The following is a 14,633-nucleotide window of genomic DNA, read 5'->3' on the forward strand; positions in this document are numbered from 1 at the left end:
AACAAGTCCGAACCGCGCGGACCTCAGGCCCGGGACGGGAAGGGGCGGCGGGGGCGAGAACCCCGCCGCCCGCCGCCCCACCCACGGTCACCGCCCGTTGAACGCGTCCTTCAGCCGGGAGAACAGCCCCTGCTGCCCGGGCTGGAACTGCCCGAGGGGCCGCTCCTCCCCCCGCAGCTTCGCCAGTTCCCGCAGCACCCGCTCCTGCTCGGGGTCCAGCTTGTTGGGCGTCTGCACCTCGACGTGCACGATGAGGTCGCCCCGCCCGCCGCCGCGCAGATGCGTGACACCGCGCCCGTGCAGCGGAATCGACTGCCCGGACTGCGTGCCGGGCCGGATGTCGACCTCCTCGAGCCCGTCGAGCGTCTCCAGCGGCACCTTGGTGCCGAGGGCCGCCGCGGTCATCGGCAGGGTCACCGTGCAGTGCAGGTCGTCGCCGCGCCGCTGGAACTGCGCGTGCGGCAACTCGTGGATCTCGACGTACAGGTCGCCGGCGGGTCCGCCGCCGGGCCCGACCTCGCCCTCACCGGCGAGCTGGATGCGGGTGCCGTTGTCGACGCCGGCCGGGATCTTCACGGTCAGGGTGCGACGCGAGCGCACCCGTCCGTCGCCCGCGCACTCCGGGCAGGGGGTCGGCACGACGGTGCCGAAGCCCTGGCACTGCGGGCAGGGCCGCGAGGTCATGACCTGGCCGAGGAAGGACCGCGTCACCTGCGACACCTCGCCACGGCCGCGGCACATGTCACAGGTCTGCGCGGTGGTCCCCGGCGCCGCGCCCTCACCGCTGCAGGTGGCGCAGACGATCGCCGTGTCGACCTGGATGTCCTTGGTCGTGCCGAAGGCCGCCTCGTCGAGGTCGATCTCCAGCCGGATCATCGCGTCCTGGCCCCGCCGGGTGCGCGAGCGCGGCCCGCGCTGCGACGCCGTACCGAAGAAGGCGTCCATGATGTCGGAGAAGTTGCCGAAACCGCCGGCCCCGAAGCCGCCCGCGCCGCCGCCCGCCTGGGACAGGGGGTCGCCGCCGAGGTCGTAGACCTGCTTCTTCTGCGGGTCCGACAACACCTCGTAGGCGGCGTTGATCTCCTTGAACCGCTCCTGGGTCTTCGGATCGGGGTTGACGTCCGGGTGCAGCTCGCGTGCGAGCCGCCGGAAGGCCTTCTTGATCTCTTCCTGCGACGCGTCGCGGCGCACGCCGAGAACGGCGTAGTAGTCCGTGGCCACTTACGACTCCGCCAGGATCTGTCCGACGTACCGTGCCACTGCGCGTACCGCTCCCATCGTTCCCGGGTAATCCATGCGGGTCGGTCCGACCACGCCGAGCTTGGCGACTGCCTCGCCGCCCGAACCGTAGCCGACCGACACCACCGAAGTGGAGTTGAGTCCCTCGTAGGCGTTCTCGTGACCGATGCGTACGGTCATGCCCGAATCCCCCGCCTCGCCAAGGAGCTTGAGGAGCACGACCTGCTCCTCCAAGGCTTCCAGGACGGGTCGGATCGTGAGGGGAAAGTCATGTCCGAAGCGGGTGAGATTGGCGGTGCCGCCGATCATCAACCGCTCCTCGTTCTCCTCGACGAGCGTCTCCAGCAGCGTGGAGAGCACCGTCGTGACCGTGCCGCGGTCCTCGACGTCGAAGGCGTCGGCCAGGTCCTCGACCAGGCGCGGCACGTCGCTGAAGCGGCGGCCCGCGACCCGGCTGTTCAGCCGCGCCCGCAGGTCCGCCAGCGAGGCCTCGCCGAAGGGCGCCGGGCAGTCCACCATCCGCTGCTCGACCCGCCCGGTGTCCGTGATCAGCACCAGCATCAGCCGGGCCGGCGCCAGCGACAGCAGTTCGACGTGGCGCACGGTGGAGCGGGTCAGGGACGGGTACTGCACGACGGCGACCTGCCGGGTGAGCTGCGCGAGCAGCCGTACGGTCCGTGCCACGACGTCGTCGAGGTCGACGGCGCCGTCGAGGAAGTTCTGGATGGCCCGCCGCTCGGGGGCCGTCATCGGCTTGACGCCGGCCAGCTTGTCGACGAACAGCCGGTATCCCTTGTCGGTGGGGATGCGCCCGGCGCTGGTGTGCGGCTGGGCGATGTACCCCTCGTCCTCCAGGGCGGCCATGTCGTTGCGGACCGTCGCCGGGGAGACGCCGAGGTTGTGCCGCTCGGTGAGCGCCTTGGAGCCGACGGGCTCCTCGGTGCCGACGTAGTCCTGGACGATGGCGCGCAGCACCTGGAGCCTGCGTTCACTCAGCATCCGCGCTCACCTCCAGAAGTCGGTCCCGGTCCCCCGGGCGTCCTGCCTGGCACTCTTCACATCCGAGTGCCAGCGTTCCCCGGCCCAGTGTACGGCTGTCGGGTACACCCTGGGCAAGGTCGGTCGCCCGGCGGGCCTGTGAGGGCTAGCGTCGCGGTATGACGGTGACTTGGGAAGAGCTGGGATGGGAGCGGGTGGCCACCGGGGTCGGCCGGTGCCGGCTGCCCGGCTGGGACTGCACGGCGGGGCTGGTCGTCGGGGAGGGACGGGCGCTGTTGGTGGACGCGGGGTCGAGCCTCGCGGAGGGCGCCCGGCTGCGGCTGGGCGCCGAGGAACTCGCCGGTCACCGTGTGACGGATCTCGCGCTCACGCACCCTCACTTCGACCATGTCTTCGGGGCGGCGGCCTTCGCCGGCGCGGAGGTCTACGCGGCGGTGGGCGCGGACACGGTGCCGGCGGAGGAGCTGTGCGCGGACGCGGTCCGCAACGGCCTCGACGGGGCCACGGCCAGGGAGGCGGCGGACACCCTGGCGCGGCCCCGCCATCCGGTCTCCGGCGAGTGGACGCTCGACCTGGGCGGCGGCCGTCAGGTCCTGCTGGCGAACGTCGGCCCCGGCCACACCGCGCACGACCTCGCCGTCCTCGTGCCGGCGGGCCCCGGCTCGCCCGAGGTCGTCTTCTGCGGCGACCTCGTCGAGGAGTCCGGTGAGCCGCAGGCCGGCGCCGACGCCGTGCCGTCGCACTGGCCGGCCGCCCTGGACCGGCTGCTGGACCTCGGTGGCGAGGACGCCCTGTACGTGCCCGGTCACGGCGCGGTGGTGGACGCGGCGTTCGTCCGGGCCCAGCGCGACGCGCTGGCCGAGCGGTTCGGCGTGTCGCCGTGACCGTGCCGGGGCTTTGCCTATCGTCATCCGAATGCGCCCACCCGTCTCCCGTCGCCGCCCTTCCAGCGAGGGCCGCGTGTACGACGCCGACCTGACCCCGCCGTGGAAGAAGAAGCAGCCGCCCGTACCCGAGGTCCCGGCGGAGCCCGGCCTGGTGGTGGAGGAGCCCGGCACCGGTTTCTGCGGCGCGGTGATCCGCTGCGAGGCGGGCACGGTCACCCTGGAGGACCGTTTCGGCAAGCACCGGGTGTTCCCCCTGGAGCCACGCGGCTTCCTCCTGGAGGGCCGGGTGGTGACGCTGGTCCGCCCGGCGCCGTCCGCTCCGCTACGGCCCACCCGTACCGCCTCCGGTTCGGTCGCCGTGCCCGGCGCCCGCGCCCGGGTGGCCCGTGCGGGCCGTATCTACGTCGAGGGCCGGCACGACGCCGAACTGGTGGAGAAGGTCTGGGGCGACGACCTGCGCGTCGAGGGTGTCGTCGTGGAGTACCTGGAGGGCGTGGACGATCTGCCGTCGATCGTCGCCGAGTTCGCCCCCGGCCCGGACGCCCGCCTGGGCGTCCTGGTGGACCATCTCGTCCCCGGCTCGAAGGAGTGGCGCATCGCCCGGTCCGTGACCAGCGAGCACGCGCTGGTGGCGGGCCACCCGTACATCGACATCTGGGAGGCGGTGAAGCCGTCGGCGGTGGGCATCACGGCCTGGCCCCGCGTCCCGCACGGCCAGGACTGGAAGACGGGGGTGTGCCGGGCGCTGGGGTGGCCGTCGGAGAACACCGGCGCGGTGTGGCAGGCGATCCTGAAGCGGGTGCACTCCTACCGCGACCTGGAGCCGGAGCTGCTGGGACGGGTGGAGGAGCTGATCGACTTCGTCACGGCACCGGGCGAGGCCTGACGGATCGGACTCACCGAGACCGGGAGGCCGGGCTCACGGACACGAGGGCGGGAGGCCGGGCTCACGGACACGAGGGCGGGAGGCCGGGCTCACGGACACGAGGGCGGGAGGCCGGGCTCACGGAGACCGTGGCCATGAGGGCGGGCTCACGGAGACCGTGGCTCGGCTGACGGAGACCGTGGCTCGGGTCACGGAGACCGTGGCTCGGGTCACGGAGACCGTGGCTCGGCTGACGGAGACCATGAGGCTCAAGTCACCGGAAGCGGGAGGCTTCGGTCACCGAGACCGGGAGGTTTCGGTCACCGAGACGGAGAGGCACGGCCACCGGAACCGGAAGGCTTCGGACACCGGAACCGTGAGGCTCGGGTCGCCGAGACCGGGAGGCTTCGGTCACCGGAACCGGGAGGGTCGGGCCACCGGAACCGGGAGGGTTGGGTCACCGGAACCGGGAGGGTCGGGTCACCGGAACCGGGAGGGTCGGGTCACCGAGGCCGGGAAGTTTCGGTCACCGAGACGGAGAGGCACGGCCACCGGGACCGGAAGGCTTCGGTCACCGGGACCGGGAGGCTCGGGTCGCCGAGACCGGGAGGCTTCGGTCACCGGAACCGTGAGGGTCGGGTCACCGGAACCGTGAGGGTCGGGTCACCGGAACCGGGAGGGTCGGGCCACCGGAACCGGGAGGGTTGGGTCACCGAGGCCGGGAAGTTTCGGTCACCGAGACGGAGAGGCACGGCCACCGGGACCGGAAGGCTTCGGTCGCCGGGACCGGGAGGCTCGGCCCACCGGAGCCGGGAGGCTTCGGTCACCGGAAGCGGAAGGCTCGGGTCGCTGAGACCGCCAGGCTCGGGTCGCCGGAACCGGAAGGCTCGGGTCACCGACACTCTGCGGCTTGCTGCACGGTTCGCCAGGCCTGTCCGGCCGGGTCGCGCTCCCGGCGGGGCATCGCCGGGCTGCGGGACGTGCTCGGGCCGAGCGTCACCGAGACCGCAGAGACGCCCGACCTAACGCCGGTGTCGGTGGATCGCCCCGGCGGGGCTTCGCCGGATTTCGCCCCGGCGAGGCTTCGGGCCGGGACGACGCCGAGGCCGGACGACGCCGAGGCCGGACGACGCCAGGGCCGGACGACGCCAGGGCCGGACGGCGCCGGGGCCGGACGACGCCAGGGCCGGACGACGCCAGGGCCGGACGACGCCAGGCTCTCAGTCCACCAGGTCCCGCACCACCGCGTCCGCCAGCAACCGCCCCCGCAGGGTGAGCACGGCATACCCCCGCTCGTACGGGCCCTCCTGGAGCAGTCCGTCGGAGAGGGCCCGGCGGGAGGCCGCGAGGCCGTCCGGCCGCAACAGCGACAGCGGCGCGCCCTCCTTCAGCCGCAGCTCCAGCAGGATCCGTTCGACCCGGCGGTCCTCCTCCGAGAGGATCTCGCGTCCGGCCCCCGGTGAGCGGCCGCCCGCGAGCGCCGCCGCGTACGCCCCGGGGTGCTTGACGTTCCACCAGCGCACGCCGCCGACGTGGCTGTGCGCTCCGGGGCCCGCGCCCCACCAGTCGGCGCCCCGCCAGTACAGCTCGTTGTGCAGGCAGCGGCCCGCCTCGGAGGTGGCCCAGTTGGACACCTCGTACCAGTCGAAGCCCGCCGCGGCCATCGCCTCCTCGGCGATCAGGTACCGGTCGGCGTGGACGTCGTCGTCGGTCATCGGGACCTCGCCCCGGCGGATCCGGCGGGCGAGCTGGGTGCCCTCCTCGACGATCAGGGCGTACGCGCTGATGTGGTCGGGGCCGGCGCCGAGCGCCGCGTCCAGCGAGGCCCGCCAGTCGTCGTCCGACTCACCGGGGGTGCCGTAGATCAGGTCGAGGTTGACGTGCTCGAAGCCGACACCGCGGGCCTCCGCCACGCACGCCTCGGGGCGGCCGGGGGTGTGCGTGCGGTCGAGGATCTTCAGCACGTGCTGCCGGGCGCTCTGCATGCCGAAGGAGATCCGGTTGAAGCCGCCCTGGCGGAGCGTGGCGAGGTACGCCGGGTCGACGGACTCCGGATTGGCCTCGGTGGTGACCTCCGCGTCCGCGGCCAGCCCGAACTCGTCGCGGATCGCGGTCAGCATCCGGACCAGGTCGCCGGCCGCGAGCAGGGTGGGCGTACCGCCGCCCACGAAGACCGTGCGGACCTCGCGCGGGTCGTCGCCGAGGACCTTGCGGGCCAGCCGGATCTCGTCGATCAGGGTGTCGGCGTAGTTCTCGCGGGAGGCGAGGACACCGCCGGTGCCGCGCAGCTCGGTGGCGGTGTAGGTGTTGAAGTCGCAGTAGCCGCAGCGGGTCGCGCAGTAGGGCACGTGCAGGTAGAACCCGAGGGGGCGGTCGGCGGCCCCGGCGAGCGCGGAGGCGGGCAGCGCGCCGTCGGTGGGGACGGGCTCGCCGTCGGGGAGAGCGGAAGGCATGTCCTCCATTGTCCCGTACGCGGCGCGAAGGTCCCCCGGGTCCCGTGTCGCGCTATTCCGCCTGGAGGACGAGCAGGGCCAGGTCGTCCTCCGGGGGCCGGCCGCCGAACTCGTGGACCAGGCGGCGGATCCGCTCGGCGATCATTTCCGCGTCCAGCCCGGCGCAGGCGGACAGGGCGAGGGCGAGGCCGTCGCCGTCGTCGAACTGGCGGGAGCCCGAGCGGCGCTCGGTGACGCCGTCGGTGACGCACAGCAGGGTGTCGCCGGGCCACAGGTCCAGGGTCTCGCTGACGTACGTGGCGTCCTCGACGACGCCGAGCAGGGTCTGCGGGTGCGCGGCCGTGGACACACTGCCGTCCGGCCCCAGGAGCAGGGGCAGCGGATGGCCGGCCGAGGCGAGGGTGCAGCGGACGCCGCCGGCGAAGGGCACGAGTTCGCCGTAGAGGAGGGAGAGGAAGCGGGTCTGCGGCCCGTCGCCGGGGCCCGCGGGGCCGACGAAGGCGCGGGCCGCCGCGTCGGCGGCCTCGGTGGCGTCGTCGAGGAGGAGCTGGTTGAGCCGGTCCAGGACGTCGGCGACGCCGTACCCCTCGCGAGCCAGCAGCCGCAGCCAGGGCCTGGCCAGTCCGATGACCACGGCCGCCTCCGGGCCCTTGCCCTGGACGTCGCCGACCGCGAAGCACCAGCGGCCGTCGCCCACCGGGAACAGGTCGTAGAAGTCGCCGCTCGGCCCACCCTGCTCGCGCGGCTCGTGGACGAGGGCGCTGCGCAGGCCGGGGATCTCGGCGACCGCGCCGGGCAGCAGACCGCGTTGGAGGACGGCGCTGATGGTGGCCTGGCGGGCGTACTGGCGGGCCGCGCCGATGGCGAGCGCCACACGGCGGCCGAGATCCTCGACGAGCCCGGTGACCTCGTCGGGGAAGCGCAGCAGCCCGGACCGTCCGATGACGAGGGTGCCGAGCGGTCGGCCGCCGGCGACCAGGCGGCAGGCGAGGGCGGCGCCGTGCGGTCCGAGCGCGGTGCCGGGCCAGGGGTGGGCGGCGGGTCCGGAGTCGGGGCCGTCGGGCGGGCGCGGCGGGTCCTTCTCCAGCGCGCGGCGCAGTTCCTCGACGTGGTTCTCGCTGACGTGCCAGACGCGGGTCAGCCGGGCCCCCGGCCCGTCGTCCCAGCCCGCGCGGGAGCCGAGTTCGTCCTCCAGCCAGACCGCGCACCAGTCGGCGAGGCGCGGCACGACCAGCTGGCCGGTGAGCGCGGCGACCAGGTCCTCGTCGAGCTGCCCGGCGAGCAGGTCGGAGGCCTCGGCGAGAAAGGACAGGGCGCCGCGGCCGAGCCAGTCGCGGTCATGGACCGCGGGCCGGGGGCCCAGGGCGAGTGCCTCGGCGAAGGCGGGGGCGGGCGCGGGGACGGGCGCGGTGGCTGCCCAGGGTTCGCCCGCGTTCCCGTCGTCGGCCGCCGGACGGGCCGGGAGCCGCGCCCACACGGTCTTCGCCCCCCTGCGGTAGGTCACGCCCCACGCGTCGGCCAGCGCGGCCACCAGGCGCAGGCCGCGGCCGTACTCGGGGGTCTCGTGCGGCGTGTCGGGGCCGCCGTCGCGGGGGGTGCGGGAGGGGTGGTGGTCGGTGACCTCGACGACGACGGCGCAGGCGTCGGGCTCCGGCGCCGCCTCCAGCCGGCACAGCAGGTCGACGTCGGTGCCGGCGTGCACGACGGCGTTGGTGACGAGTTCGCTGACGACGAGTATCGCGTCCTCGGCGAGCCGTCCCGCCAGTTCCCGGGCACCGGGCAGCTCGAGGGCGGTCCATTCGGCGAACGCGACGCGGACGAGGTCACGGGCGGCGCCGGGGGCCAGGGAGCTGCCGGTCAGGGTCGCGCACGTCTGCGGGTGGCCTCCCGCATGCGCCGGCGCACCACTGGCACGGGACACGGTCTCCCGTTGCGTGGGAATGGCCCCCATGAACGGCTCCCCGGCGATCGGACGATTCGGGTCTCGGTCGCGGGCGCCACACCCGGCCGAGGCCGACAGCGTGACAGACCGGCCGCGCGCATACGCGCTGAGTTACCGAACTGGACCGCGATGAGGGGGAACTGAGTGCCGAACGTGCCCGAAGAGGACCGGTTTCGTGGCGGGATCGGAGCACCACCGGCCCCAGGGGATACGACGGGAGGGGCGGCGCGCCCGCGTCCCCGGTATGGGGATGGCGCTAGAGGCTTCCCCTGACCCCTGTGCACCCAGGGGCACCCAGGGGTCGGGGAAGAAACGGGGGCGGGGAGGAGGGACAGGGGTCGGGGAGGGACCGGGGTGCGGAAAGGGACCTTGGGGTGCGCAGAGGGACCGGGGGTGCGCAGAGGGCCCGGGGGTGCGCAGAGGAACCGGGGGTGCGCAGAGGAACCGGGGCGCCGGGAGGACCAGGGCGCGGGGAGGACCAGGGGCGCCGGCAACCGCGCGGGCGGCCGCGACACGCCTGCGGCCGCCGCGGCGCCCCGACGCCACCGACGCCCCGAAGGTTCGAAGGTTCGAAGGCCCTCGACGCCCCAGGTCCGTCACGCCTCGCGGGACCCCGCGTACATCTCGTCGATCAGGTGCTTGTACTCGCGCTCCACCACCGGCCGCTTCAGTTTGAGGCTCGGCGTGATCTCACCGTGCTCGACGTCGAGGTCGCGCGGCAGCAGCCGGAACTTCTTGATCGTCTGCCACTTCTGAAGCCCCTGGTTGAGGTGCTTCACGTACCCGTCGATGAGCGCGACCGTCTCGGGCGCGGCCACGATCTCGGCGTACGACTTCCCGCCGAGCCCGTTCTCCTCGGCCCAGCTCCGCAGGGACACCTCGTCCAGGGCGATCAGGGCCGTGCAGAAGTTCCGGTCGGCGCCGTGCACGAGGATGTTGGAGACGTACGGGCAGACCGCCTTGAACTGCCCCTCGACCTCGGCGGGCGCGATGTACTTGCCGCCGGACGTCTTGATGAGGTCCTTCTTGCGGTCGGTGATCCGCAGGTACCCGTCGGGCGACAGCTCGCCGATGTCCCCGGTGTGGAACCAGCCGTCGGCCTCCAGGACCTCCGCGGTCTTCTCGGGCAGCCCGTGGTAGCCCTCCATGATGCCGGGGCCGCGCAGCAGGATCTCGCCGTCGTCGGCGATGCGCACCTCGGTGCCGGGCAGCGGCTTGCCGACCGTGCCGGTGCGGTAGGCCTCGCCGGGGTTCACGAAGGAGGCCGCGGAGGACTCGGTGAGGCCGTACCCCTCGAGAATGTGGATGCCCGCGCCGGAGAAGAAGTACCCGATGTCCGGTGCGAGGGCGGCGCTGCCGGAGACGCACGCGCGCAGGTTCCCGCCGAACGCCTCGCGGATCTTGGCGTAGACGAGCGCGTCGGCGACCTTGTGCTTGGCGGCGAGCCCGAAGGGGACGGAGGCCGTGCCGGTGCGCCGGAAGTTGTCCTGTGCGGTCCTGGCGTGCTCGCGGGCGACCTCGGCGGCCCACTGGAAGATCTTGTACTTGGCCCCGCCGCCCGCGCGGGCCTTGGTGGCGATCCCGTTGTAGACCTTCTCGAAGATGCGGGGGACGGCCGCCATGTACGTCGGCCGCACGACCGGCAGATTCTCGATGATCTTGTCGACGCGGCCGTCCACGGCGGTGACGTGCCCGACCTCGATCTGGCCGGAGGTCAGCACCTTGCCGAACACGTGCGCGAGCGGCAGCCAGAGGTACTGCACGTCCTCGGGGCCGACCAGGCCGGTCGCGGCGATCGCCCTCGCCATGTACGACCAGTTGTCGTGCGGGAGGCGCACACCCTTCGGGCGGCCGGTGGTGCCCGAGGTGTAGATGACGGTGGCGAGCTGCTCCCTGCCGATGGAGCCGACCCGCTCCTTGATCAGCTGCGGCTCCCTCTCCAGACGCGCGGCGCCGCGCCTCTCCAGGTCGTCGAGCGTGAGGATCCAGTCGGCGGTCTCCACCCCGGCCGGGTCGATCACGACCACATGGGTCAGCTCGGGCAGCTCCTCGCGCTTCTCCACCGCCTTGGCGACCTGGGCCGCGTCCTCCGCGATCAGCACGCGGCTGGCGGAGTCGGAGAGGATGAACGCCGACTCCTCGGCGTTGGTCTGCGGATAGATGGTCGTCGTCGCCGCGCCCGCGCACATGATGCCGAGGTCGGCGAGGATCCACTCGATCCGGGTGGAGGAGGCCAGCGCCACGAGCTGCTCCGGCAGCACGCCCAGCTCGATCAGGCCGGCCGCGATGGCGTGGACCCGCTCGGCGGCCTGCGCCCAGGTCAGCGACTTCCAGTCGTCCGGACCCTCTCCCGTCGACGCCGGCACGGGGTAGCGGTACGCCTCCGCGTCCGGCGTGGCGGCCACGCGCTCCAGGAAGACGCCCGCCACCGACGGCGGACGGTTCTCGATCAGTGTCTGTGTGTCGCTCACGACATCCTCCGGGGCCCGCGACGATGCGGCTGGCTCAGTGCGGCTGTTGTTTAACTCGCGAGTAACTATCGAGCAGGGATCAGAGTAGAGGGCGACTGGCCTGCACGTAAGGGGCCACCGACTGTCACTTTTTACACAATGACGACCCGGAGACGGCACGGGGCCCGCCGCGCGACAGCGCGACGGGCCCCGGAACCAGCGTGACGGAGGGCTACTTCTTGCCCTTGCCCGAACCCGCGTTCTCCTCGCTGCTCAGGACGGCGATGAAGGCCTCCTGCGGAACCTCCACGGAACCCACCATCTTCATCCGCTTCTTGCCTTCCTTCTGCTTCTCCAGCAGCTTGCGCTTACGGGAGATGTCGCCGCCGTAGCACTTGGCGAGGACGTCCTTGCGGATGGCACGGATGGTCTCGCGGGCGATGACCCGCGAGCCGACGGCGGCCTGGATGGGAATCTCGAACGCCTGGCGCGGGATCAGCTCGCGCAGCTTGGCGACGAGCCGTACGCCGTACGCGTAGGCGGCGTCCTTGTGGGTGACGGCGGAGAAGGCGTCGACCCGGTCGCCGTGGAGCAGGATGTCGACCTTCACCAGCTGGGCGTCCTGCTCGCCGGTGGGCTCGTAGTCCAGGGAGGCGTAACCGCGCGTCTTGGACTTCAGGTTGTCGAAGAAGTCGAAGACGATCTCGGCGAGGGGCAGCGTGTAGCGGATCTCGACGCGGTCCTCGGAGAGGTAGTCCATGCCGAGGAGGGTGCCGCGGCGGGTCTGGCACAGCTCCATGATCGAGCCGATGAACTCGCTGGGCGCGAGGATCGTGGCCCGGACGACGGGCTCGAAGACCTTGTCGATCTTGCCCTCGGGGAACTCGCTCGGGTTGGTGACCGTGTGCTCCTTCCCGTCCTCCATGATCACGCGGTAGACCACGTTGGGCGCGGTGGCGATGAGTTCGAGGTTGAACTCGCGCTCCAGGCGCTCCCGGATGACGTCGAGGTGCAGCAGGCCGAGGAAGCCGACGCGGAAGCCGAAGCCGAGGGCCGCGGAGGTCTCCGGCTCGTAGACCAGGGCGGCGTCGTTGAGCTGGAGCTTGTCCAGCGCCTCGCGCAGGTCCGGGTACTCCGAGCCGTCCAGCGGGTAGAGGCCGGAGAACACCATCGGCTTGGGGTCCTTGTACCCGCCGAGGGCCTCGGTGGCGCCCTTGTCCTTGCTGGTGATGGTGTCGCCGACCTTGGACTGACGGACGTCCTTCACGCCGGTGATGATGTAGCCCACCTCGCCGACGCCGATGCCGTCGGCCGACGTCATCTCGGGGGAGGAGACGCCGATCTCGAGCAGCTCGTGGGTGGCGCCGGTCGACATCATCTTGATGCGCTCGCGCTTGTTGAGCTGGCCGTCGATCACGCGGACGTAGGTGACGACGCCCCGGTAGGAGTCGTAGACCGAGTCGAAGATCATCGCGCGGGCGGGGGCGTCCTTGACGCCGACCGGGGCCGGGACGTCACGGACCACCCGGTCCAGCAGAGCGTCCACGCCGATGCCCGTCTTCGCCGAGACCCTGAGCACGTCCTCGGGGTCGCAGCCGATGAGGTTGGCCAGCTCCTCGGAGAACTTCTCCGGCTGGGCGGCCGGAAGGTCGATCTTGTTCAGTACGGGGATGATCTTGAGGTCGTTCTCCATCGCCAGGTAGAGGTTGGCGAGGGTCTGGGCCTCGATGCCCTGGGCGGCGTCGACGAGGAGCACGGTGCCCTCGCAGGCGGCGAGCGACCGCGAGACCTCGTAGGTGAAGTCGACGTGCCCCGGAGTGTCGATCATGTTGAGGATGTGCGTGTTCGCGGGGTCCTCGGTGGGAGCCCACGGCAGACGCACCGCCTGGGACTTGATCGTGATTCCGCGCTCACGCTCGATGTCCATACGGTCCAGGTACTGAGCACGCATCTGCCGCTGCTCGACCACACCGGTCAGCTGGAGCATCCGGTCGGCGAGCGTGGACTTGCCGTGGTCGATGTGCGCGATGATGCAGAAGTTGCGGATCAGTGCCGGGTCGGTACGGCTCGGCTCGGGCACATTGTTAGGGGTCGCGGGCACGCAGGGTCCTGTCTCTTGAGGCGCCTTATGCCTCGGGTCGGATCGATACGTAGACTCCATGGTCCCACGCGCGGCGACCGGGAACCGGTTTGGGCCGCTCTCACGTGCACTGGTAGCCTGGGTGGCTGTGCCTCATGCCCTCTCAGCGCGAGGCACTCGGAAAGAGACACTCACTGGTACGGAGCCCGCGCGGTGCCGTGCCTGAACCTGTAGAGGCTTATTCGTGGCGAACATCAAGTCCCAGATCAAGCGGATCAAGACCAACGAGAAGGCTCGGCTGCGCAACAAGGCCGTCAAGTCCTCCCTGAAGACCGCGATCCGCAAGGCCCGCGAGGCCGCTGCCGCGGGTGACGTCGAGAAGGCCACCGAGTACCAGCGCGCTGCCGCGCGTCAGCTCGACAAGGCCGTCTCCAAGGGCGTCATCCACAAGAACCAGGCCGCCAACAAGAAGTCGGCGCTCGCTTCGAAGGTCGCGTCCCTCCAGGGCTGAACTCCTTTCTTGATCTGATCGCCGGGGAGACCCAGGGCGGGCCCTCTCTCATCCGCCCCCGACCGGCACCACGGAGCCACGCGCGGCCTGCGTTCGCCACGCGGGCGTGGCTCCAGCAATCGAACCGAAGGCCCCGGCACCTCACCCTTCCCCAGGGCAGGCACCGGGGCCTTCGGCATTCCGCGGGGGCCTTCGGCATTCCGCGGGGTCTTCGGCACCCGCGCGGGGGCGGGGGTCCAGGTGATACGGCATCGTGCGGGAGGACTCGCGGCACCTGTGCGGGTGGCCCTACGGCTTCGGGAGACCTTGCGGCACCGGCATGGGGACGGGGGTCCAGGTGTTACGGCATCGCGCGGGAGGTCTCACGGCACCTGTGCGGGTGGCCCTACGGCTTCGGGAGACCTTGCGGCACCGGCATGGGGACGGGGGTCCAGGTGTTACGGCATCGCGCGGGAGGTCTCACGGCACCTGTGCGGTGGCCCTACGGCTTCGGGGACCTTGCGGCACCTGTACGGGGCCGTCAACGGCGCCTGCACGGCCGCCTTCGGCGCACGGCCCGTCGCGGCCCATCGGTCGACCGGCCGCCGGCCCTCCACGAGCTGCGCGAACCGAGCCCGGCCTCGGCCTCCGCCTCCGGGTGCTTTCGGCTCCATCTCGGGGTGCCCTCACGACCAGAAGGCGTCGCTCTCGTCGATGTCCTCCACGCACTCGTCGAGGTCCGTGATCTTGTCCCCGACGATCCGGAACACGATGCATCCGGTGTCGTCCAGGTGCTTGCCCTGGCGCTCGGCGGTGACACGGCACATACCGACCGCGTGACCACGGCCGTCGACGCAGATGCCGAGCATCTCCAGCCGCATCGTGCCGCTCGTCTCCTCGCCGAGCCGCCGGTACATGTCGATGATCGAGTCCTGGCCCTTGAAGTCACCCGAGAGCGGGTGAGTGCCGGGCACATGGTGCGTGGCGTCCTTCGCCAGCAGTTCCCTGAGGGTGTCCATGTCCCCACGGGAGAAAGCCTCGAAGCCTCTGCGAACGAGCGCTGCGTGCGGGTGTTCAGCCATGGCCGCTCGCCACCTTTCCACTGTTCTGGGCGATACGTCGGCCGGTGGTTCGATTCTCCTCCGTCCACAGCGGACAGCGACTGGATCTAGGGGACGGCGACTGGGTCCAGGGGTTTCTCCATGGGGGCGGGCGGGGCGGGCGAGCA

At 71.9% G+C, this 14,633-nt stretch carries 10 protein-coding genes; 3 read left to right on the forward strand and 7 right to left on the reverse strand.

Translation table 11 applies throughout. The features are described 5' to 3' along the window. Positions 1 to 87 precede the first annotated feature (87 nt). Together dnaJ and hrcA are read right to left on the reverse strand one after the other, a co-directional pair. Positions 88 to 1,221, reverse strand: coding sequence for a molecular chaperone DnaJ (gene dnaJ, locus ACFYO5_RS03915; RefSeq protein ID WP_388703855.1), 1,134 nt, complete (start codon positions 1,219 to 1,221; stop codon positions 88 to 90). Then, positions 1,222 to 2,238: a heat-inducible transcriptional repressor HrcA gene (gene hrcA / locus ACFYO5_RS03920; protein WP_356559703.1), complete on the reverse strand. Its 1,017-nt coding sequence runs from the start codon at positions 2,236 to 2,238 to the stop codon at positions 1,222 to 1,224. A gap of 158 nt (positions 2,239 to 2,396) precedes the next feature. Between hrcA and ACFYO5_RS03925 the strand changes: the two genes are divergently transcribed. Then, on the forward strand, positions 2,397 to 3,122 hold the full coding sequence (locus tag ACFYO5_RS03925; protein WP_388703859.1) for an MBL fold metallo-hydrolase: 726 nt from the start codon (positions 2,397 to 2,399) through the stop codon (positions 3,120 to 3,122). Between the two features lie 31 nt (positions 3,123 to 3,153). Further along, entirely contained in the window at positions 3,154 to 4,011 is an 858-nt protein-coding gene (locus tag ACFYO5_RS03930; RefSeq protein WP_388703862.1) for a DUF3097 domain-containing protein, read from the forward strand. A 1,199-nt stretch (positions 4,012 to 5,210) separates the two neighbouring features. Here the strand turns inward: ACFYO5_RS03930 and hemW are convergent. The 4 genes from hemW to lepA all read right to left on the reverse strand — a co-directional run bounded on the left by hemW (position 5,211) and on the right by lepA (position 12,936). Beyond that, on the reverse strand, positions 5,211 to 6,443 hold the full coding sequence (hemW, locus tag ACFYO5_RS03935) for a radical SAM family heme chaperone HemW (protein ID WP_388703865.1): 1,233 nt from the start codon (positions 6,441 to 6,443) through the stop codon (positions 5,211 to 5,213). A 52-nt stretch (positions 6,444 to 6,495) separates the two neighbouring features. Beyond that, positions 6,496 to 8,394: a SpoIIE family protein phosphatase gene (locus ACFYO5_RS03940; RefSeq protein ID WP_388703867.1), complete on the reverse strand. Its 1,899-nt coding sequence runs from the start codon at positions 8,392 to 8,394 to the stop codon at positions 6,496 to 6,498. 587 nt (positions 8,395 to 8,981) lie between these two features. Then, positions 8,982 to 10,856: an AMP-dependent synthetase/ligase gene (locus tag ACFYO5_RS03945; protein ID WP_388703869.1), complete on the reverse strand. Its 1,875-nt coding sequence runs from the start codon at positions 10,854 to 10,856 to the stop codon at positions 8,982 to 8,984. Between the two features lie 211 nt (positions 10,857 to 11,067). Continuing rightward, positions 11,068 to 12,936 (reverse strand): translation elongation factor 4, encoded by a 1,869-nt coding sequence (gene lepA / locus ACFYO5_RS03950; RefSeq protein ID WP_356559709.1) that lies wholly within the window; start codon positions 12,934 to 12,936, stop codon positions 11,068 to 11,070. 223 nt (positions 12,937 to 13,159) lie between these two features. Here lepA and rpsT point away from each other — a divergent pair, with 223 nt between their 5' ends. Further along, a complete protein-coding gene (rpsT, locus tag ACFYO5_RS03955; RefSeq protein ID WP_133041041.1) occupies positions 13,160 to 13,426 on the forward strand; it encodes a 30S ribosomal protein S20 in 267 nt (88 codons plus the stop codon). Positions 13,427 to 14,091: 665 nt separating this feature from the next. Here the strand turns inward: rpsT and ACFYO5_RS03960 are convergent. Further along, on the reverse strand, positions 14,092 to 14,487 hold the full coding sequence (locus tag ACFYO5_RS03960; RefSeq protein ID WP_388703873.1) for a nuclear transport factor 2 family protein: 396 nt from the start codon (positions 14,485 to 14,487) through the stop codon (positions 14,092 to 14,094). Between the last annotated feature and the right edge of the window lie 146 nt (positions 14,488 to 14,633).

This window comes from Streptomyces sp. NPDC006259 (assembly GCF_042870975.1).
In the GTDB taxonomy this organism is placed as follows: domain Bacteria; phylum Actinomycetota; class Actinomycetes; order Streptomycetales; family Streptomycetaceae; genus Streptomyces.

Coding starts and splice junctions, on each gene's coding strand:
- hrcA (WP_356559703.1), bottom strand. CDS start 2,238: ATGCTGAGTGAACGCAGGCTCCAGGTGCTGCGCGCCATCGTCCAGGAC.
- ACFYO5_RS03925 (WP_388703859.1), top strand. CDS start 2,397: ATGACGGTGACTTGGGAAGAGCTGGGATGGGAGCGGGTGGCCACCGGG.
- ACFYO5_RS03930 (WP_388703862.1), top strand. CDS start 3,154: ATGCGCCCACCCGTCTCCCGTCGCCGCCCTTCCAGCGAGGGCCGCGTG.
- hemW (WP_388703865.1), bottom strand. CDS start 6,443: ATGCCTTCCGCTCTCCCCGACGGCGAGCCCGTCCCCACCGACGGCGCG.
- ACFYO5_RS03940 (WP_388703867.1), bottom strand. CDS start 8,394: ATGGGGGCCATTCCCACGCAACGGGAGACCGTGTCCCGTGCCAGTGGT.
- ACFYO5_RS03960 (WP_388703873.1), bottom strand. CDS start 14,487: ATGGCTGAACACCCGCACGCAGCGCTCGTTCGCAGAGGCTTCGAGGCT.